Annotated in this window: 7 protein-coding genes; 3 read left to right on the plus strand and 4 right to left on the minus strand. The window is 38.4% G+C overall.

Translation table 11 applies throughout. From position 1 onward, the window contains the following. Positions 1-73: 73 nt before the first annotated feature. Complete coding sequence (locus CXF74_RS10520) at positions 74-1,129, minus strand: cysteine synthase A (RefSeq protein ID WP_101082404.1); 1,056 nt, start codon at positions 1,127-1,129, stop codon at positions 74-76. Positions 1,130-1,678: 549 nt separating this feature from the next. On the opposite strand from CXF74_RS10520, the gene CXF74_RS10525 reads away from it, so the two are divergent. Both CXF74_RS10525 and CXF74_RS10530 read left to right on the plus strand, forming a co-directional pair. Beyond that, entirely contained in the window at positions 1,679-1,900 is a 222-nt protein-coding gene (locus tag CXF74_RS10525) for an alternative ribosome-rescue factor A (protein WP_101082405.1), read from the plus strand. Between the two features lie 528 nt (positions 1,901-2,428). Beyond that, positions 2,429-2,680, plus strand: a complete 252-nt coding sequence (locus tag CXF74_RS10530; protein ID WP_101082406.1) for a DUF1127 domain-containing protein — start codon at positions 2,429-2,431, stop codon at positions 2,678-2,680. Positions 2,681-2,800: 120 nt separating this feature from the next. Here CXF74_RS10530 and leuE read toward each other — a convergent pair whose 3' ends face one another. Next, positions 2,801-3,475, minus strand: coding sequence for a leucine efflux protein LeuE (leuE, locus tag CXF74_RS10535; protein WP_198552830.1), 675 nt, complete (start codon positions 3,473-3,475; stop codon positions 2,801-2,803). Positions 3,476-3,736: 261 nt separating this feature from the next. Here leuE and CXF74_RS10540 point away from each other — a divergent pair, with 261 nt between their 5' ends. Beyond that, positions 3,737-4,438: a metal-dependent hydrolase gene (locus tag CXF74_RS10540; RefSeq protein ID WP_101082407.1), complete on the plus strand. Its 702-nt coding sequence runs from the start codon at positions 3,737-3,739 to the stop codon at positions 4,436-4,438. A gap of 136 nt (positions 4,439-4,574) precedes the next feature. On the opposite strand, the gene CXF74_RS10545 is transcribed toward CXF74_RS10540, so the two are convergent. After that, on the minus strand, positions 4,575-4,913 hold the full coding sequence (locus CXF74_RS10545; protein ID WP_101082408.1) for a DUF4389 domain-containing protein: 339 nt from the start codon (positions 4,911-4,913) through the stop codon (positions 4,575-4,577). Positions 4,914-4,961: 48 nt separating this feature from the next. Beyond that, positions 4,962-5,723 (minus strand): RelA/SpoT domain-containing protein, encoded by a 762-nt coding sequence (locus CXF74_RS10550; protein ID WP_101082409.1) that lies wholly within the window; start codon positions 5,721-5,723, stop codon positions 4,962-4,964. Positions 5,724-6,274: the final 551 nt, after the last annotated feature.

Below are 6,274 nucleotides of genomic sequence, written 5' to 3' on the forward strand. Positions count from 1 at the left end.
GTGCGTTATTAAAAATGCGATGCCTGTGTTTCTTAGTTAAAGACAGTGAACTTAATAGAGTAAATATTGTACTTTACGATCTGACCAATACCGTATTACTTTCTAATTCAGCTTGATAACGGGCAAATAAATCAGCTAATGACTCCCCCTGTTCAGTGATGTTTTTACTGGCAAGAAAATCTGAATTATAGAGTTTTTCATTAGAGCGTTCAGCAAGATCGCAATGAAAAGTTACGATGGTTTTACCCTTACCCATTTTTGCAGCTGCATATAATGCTCCGGCAACATTTAGCGCCGAACTACTGCCTAATGTAATACCATCAAGCTCCCTAATATGACGAGAAATCGTCACAAGATCTTGATCAGGTAAAGTGATTGCTTTGTTTATTTTTGCCTGACGAAAATTAGCAACACTACGCATAATGCCAATACCTTCAGTAAAAGAACTGCCCGTCGAAGTGTATTGCCCTGCTTTGAGATAAGCATAAATCCCTGAACCATCAGGATCAACTAACCAAGTTTGCAGCTGATTATTTTTTTCCGATAAATAACGAGAATTACCAGCGATAGTGCCACCAGTGCCAGCAACAGAAACCAATGCGTCAATTTTACCCGAGGTTTGTTGCCAAATTTCTGGCCCCGTATTTTCATAATGTGCTTTACAATTACTGGTGTTTTCAAACTGATCTGCCCACCAATAGCTATCATTAGATTCACCTAAGCGTTTTGCCGTATGGTAGAAATGTTCGGGATTGGCAAATGGGCAGGCATTAACCAACTTTAATTGTGCATCGTACAACCTAATCATTTTTTCTTTTTCGATGGCTTGCCCCTTGGGCATCACCACTAACATTTTATAACCTAGCGCCTTAGCCACCAGAGCGAGTCCAATGCCAGTATTACCCGCCGTACCTTCCACTATGGTCATACCCGGTTTGAGCTTACCACTACTAATTGCATCTTGGACTAGCTGCAGTGCGGCTCTGTCTTTAATTGAGCCTCCTGGGTTTTGTTGCTCACATTTTAATAAAATGTCACAACCGGTTAACTCTGAAAGGCTATTAATACGCAATAGGTCGGTATTACCTATAAGCGCGGTGAGGTTATTTGATATCGCAGGTGCCGTCATGGAGTCCATCCTTTAAAAAGAAATAGCGATTAAAGATTAGGTATTGTCCATTTGAAGTCAAGGCCTGTATCTTGCCTAGGGCATCGAATTTTAAATAATGCTAATGAATACTTGAGAAAATACTCCTTTAGAAGTGACTAAAGGGGTATTTGTTAGTGAGCGTGTTTTCTCTGTTTCTCACCAGGTTTACCTTTCTGCTCATCAGCCAGCCAGATTCATTGCTTGGCCTGCTTTATTATGAATAAAGCATTGTCATCTCCTTTGTTCTCTCATCGACTGATAATTTCAGCTCATATTATTAATATTAGAGGGCGTTTTAAAGGGCCATAACCGCGATCAATATTAATCGTAAATAAAATAACCTCTTAACTGAGAATACCTCTACAAGCTTCTAAAAACGTAATACACAGGCAGTTAAACCACTCAGAATTAAAATGAATATGAATCAAAACAAACAGTCTAAAAAAGAATAAAAACAGTCACGAACAGTGATAGTGCTCGGCGGATTAAGGTGCTAGAATTCTTGAAGCTTAAAAGGAGAAACAACGAATGGCTAAACAGAAAAAGAGACTAAAAGTCTCAAATGAAAATGCACCACAAGTACCAAAACAAGCCGACCTTGCACGTGGCACGATCAATCATTCTGCATTAGGTGCGCTGGTAACCAGTAAGATTTTTTGCATGAGAGTCGTCAAAGCTAAAAAAGGTAAAGGTTCATTCAACCGCAAAGCAAAACACTCAGGAAAAGAGTGTTATCAAATAGCAGCTTAATCCAACAGCGATTATTTGATAACATTCTCTTTCACCCCCTTTATAACTAATACCTACAACACTTCTCGTTTTCGAAAATCTAAAACCATCCAGCATTTCAGCCCACTAGCATTCAATGTAAAGATTTAATCTTTTACTTTACTCGCAATAAATACAGTCATTTAAAATTCATTAAAAACAATCAATTAATCATAAACTTTATGTTGATTAATTTTAGTAACTGTCTAATATACATACGATGTTAAGTCATCCAGTGACCTAACTATTATTTACACATCATACTTTCGATTTTACTGCTGAGAAATAAAGGAGCCACCATGAAAATTTTTAATACCACAAACATGTTGCGCTCATGTATTTCAATTAATCTTTTTATTGTTTCCCATATTGGAAAACATCAGCGATAAATTCGTATCTAAATTTACTTTGGGTCACGGATAAAAAGTGACTTAATAAGTAAAGCATTCTCTCTATCAAGTAACACTTTTTATCTAAGACCTTCTTTTTAAAATTAAAAGGAGCGACGTTATGCGTCAAACACTATTCCTCATACTTGCAACTACTTTGATCAAAGCTGATATTAAAAATGAGCTACGCAAAAAACGTAAACAGCAACGCCCACAACGATTAGAACACCTGTATCTCAATGATTATTTAATGCGCGATATAGGGCTTCAGCCCGGTGGTTTTGCGATTGGAGAGAAATTTTCGCCTAGCGTAAAAGCAAAAAGATCAGTGCGTTACCTCAGATACTTACACCAGTTGAAGATCAACACGTAATATTAGCGCGCTACCAACAGTGATGGTAGCGCGCTTAATCTTGCCCCTGCTTTGCTTATTATTGATTGAAATATTCAACCGTCATAAGCAAAGTTCAAAAACAATCAGAAAATAAGGTGTTTATTGTGCGGCACTGGCCAACGCAAGTTTAATTGCGAAAGCGACAAACCCCACACCCACACCTCCGCCGGAAACCGCACTCATTTTCTTACGTTTTCTAAAGGTTTCAGCCAATGTTGTGCCCGCGTAAATAAGTAAGCTCAGGTAAAGTAAACTGAGCACTTGAATCGTTAACGCTAATATCAAAAAAGGGATCACCGGTTGTGGATAAGCCGGGTCAACAAACTGAGCAAAGAATGAAAGAAAAAACAGAATCGCTTTAGGGTTTAATAAACTAACTAATAATGCTTTTCTGAACGCTTTCCCACCCGTCGTCGCTTTATTCTCAACGGCCTTTTCAAGGCTCTGTTCATCTACTTGGCGCCACGACTTAATCGCTCCCGCAATTAAATGATAACCGATATAAATCAGATAAGCTGCGCCCGCATATTTGATAACCATAAAAATAGCTGGGTAGGCTGTAAGAATAGTCACCGCCCCTAACGCCGTTGCCAAAATAAGCAGAGAATCACCAAGTAATACCCCAGCCACCGCAGTCCAACCAATACGTTTACCTTGGTTTGCAGAAAGCGCCAATACATAAAGTGAATTGGGCCCAGGCAATAAAATAATAAGTAATGCACCGATTAAATAAGTGACATAATTCAGCACACCAAAGCTTTCCATCGTTAACATAGTTATCCTTACTTGCAATTAATAGCTAATGCGATAGTTGAATATACCGTTTAAATGATGATTAGAAAGCTAATATTTCCATCTAAGCTAACGTGCTTTGTTAGCCCCCCATTCATAGGGCAGATTAAAGCGTAACTCATTAAAAATAAGAGGTGTTTTAGAGATAAGCCCTGCCAGGCAGAAAAGGTTAAACGTATTCATTGACACAATTTTTTCAACAGTTGATAGAATACGCTCAAAATATTCTAAACAAGAGAAACAATGGCAAATTTTAATACTCACCTCAATGTAGCCACCGTTACAACAGGACTTGGCGCCGCCGTGCTTTTATCCGCAGGACACATCAATCTCAACAGCGCACTGTGGTTATGGTTTTTAGGCACCATTGGCGGGTTATTACCGGACGTAGATTCCGATAACTCAACATCACTTGATGCCATCTTTAACCTCTTTGCCTTAAGCGCAGTGCTGATTGTCGTCCGCTATATTACCGCAGAGGGTTTTACACAAATCAGTTTTATTGAACTCATTGTGATTCCCCTGCTTGTCTACGCGGCCATGAGATATTTGATAAGGCCTATCTTTGAAAAAATCACAGTACACCGGGGTAGCTGCCATTCACTCTTTTTTCTACTTTTGATGGCACTGCTCACCATGCAGGTAATTTGGAGACTAACGCCTCAAACGCCAGACCAATCTTCACTTATTGCCTGGCTTTCTGGTGGTTTTCTTTTTATGGGTGGTGTTGTGCACTTATTACTTGATGAGTTATACAGCGTAGATTTAAGCAATGTCAGAATTAAACGTTCGTTTGGTAGTGCGATGAAACTTGCTGAGTTTAAAAATAAAACCCTAACTCTGTTAAGCGTAATAGCCATTATCGCATTAGCCTATACCGCCCCTTCCCCGAGTGAAACCATCGACACATTAACTAATTGGTCTAACTTCAAACTTAGGCCTTAGACTGCTTGGTCTAACACAGTGGCTTCGAGCAGTTATTTTTTGAATTTAAAAACGTAGCATAAAATAAAAAAGGGCAAAACCTAATAAGGTAATGCCCTTCTCTTTAGTTGTTCATAGTGCTCAATGAACCATCTCTTTAAACGTTATTAATCTCAGTCTCACTGCTAGGCCAGCTTTCCATTGGGAAGGGTTGGACTTCGCTATTGTAAGTTAAAAATAACACCACCAGATATTGATAAACACTCAAGCTTTTACCAAACACCACTAAATTTTCATTAACCTTTCCGGTAAATAACACCAATAAAAACTGTAATAATACCACCGTCATCGTGACAAATTTAGCGATGCCCATCAAAAAGACAAACAGCAGCATAAACAAGCCACGTACCCAAACGCTACGGTCTTTATAACACGGCTTTTTTTCTTCGTTGATGGTTGTTTCTTTTTCACTTTGATTTTCGTTTTCGTTTTGCATCATCGTTTCCTTTTGTGAATAAAATTTACCTGTTTATAAGCAAACCTATTAGGCGCTCAAATACTGGTCCCATGCTGTGTGATACATCTGTTTAGATTCTGTTCTTAGTTTATTAATCGACGCCTGTTCTATTTCACTTAACGGGCGATTCTCTGTTAACTGCATACGTTCAATATGTTGAATCTGTTCATAGTTATCGTGCTCTTCTCCATTTTTAATCACAGAGAAAGCTTCAAGATGTATTTGTACTTCAGCAACAATTTGGCTATCGGGTAAACGTACCAGTAAATTCAAGTCTCTGTAACCTGAAGCTCTCGGCGTTTTAAAACGATTTTTAATGCGTAGTATCTGTGTTTTTTGCTCAATTAATTCAAAGGCATTCATTAATGCAGGCACATCTTTTGCGACAATTGAAGTGCGCGCCAAATCCGTGATTTGATCACTATTACCCGCCAATTTACGATTGATTTTATCCAATGCGCGCGGTTGAGATTTTACACCGGAAGAAAAACTATGGGTGCCCGTTGCTAAGGTAATACCTTCGGTTATTATTTCTAATTCACTTTGCCCCACCAGTGCATTTTGATAAAGCAGATTAAATTCACTATAAGGCTGTTTAATATCATTCGATTGAAACGCCTGAACAGCATAAAGACCAGCAAGATCTTTACTGTGGTTATGTCTGCGGTTCGGCTGGCTAAAGGGTAAAAGCTTAGTGGCATCGATATGCCCCGGTAGCTTTAACGGGGCGGCATTCGCCTGTGAAGAGACTGCTAATAATACAAAAAAGGCGCGGAGTAACTTGTTCATTAATTCACCCTATCTAAACTGTGTCAGAGTATTCTAACTACACTATTAGATATAAAGACTTAATATGTCTAATTCAAGGTTAGAAAAGTAAAGATATGTAAACATCTGTAAATACTCCCATATAAAGCTAAATCCTGTGACGCTTATCTCGAAATTGTGTTTGAAAAACACACAGATAATCAATGAAATTTGTAACTATTCAGCACCTCAAAAAAATTTAGATGCTTTATACACTACAGACAGTAGCGGTTCAGGACTAAGCCATTTATGCCTAATTCAAGGCGGGAAAGCATAGTTTAGTCGTTTAAATACTTCGTGCAGATGTTCAAATTCATTCCCGATGAATTTGTGAGAATTTCCTAACACGGTTATCGTGAGATAACTGAAGCTTTAATGTGAATGAATCTTAAATGGCAACGACCTGAGTCGTTACTAAAATTTAATCAATCTCGCTGGAAATACCCGCTTATGTGTTGCATCTAACACCGTTAAACAGCAAAATTACATTTATCTCCGAGTGACAATAAACAACGATAGAGGCAAAAATATGC

This window comes from Psychromonas sp. Urea-02u-13 (assembly GCF_002835995.1).
Taxonomy (GTDB): Bacteria; Pseudomonadota; Gammaproteobacteria; order Enterobacterales; family Psychromonadaceae; genus Psychromonas.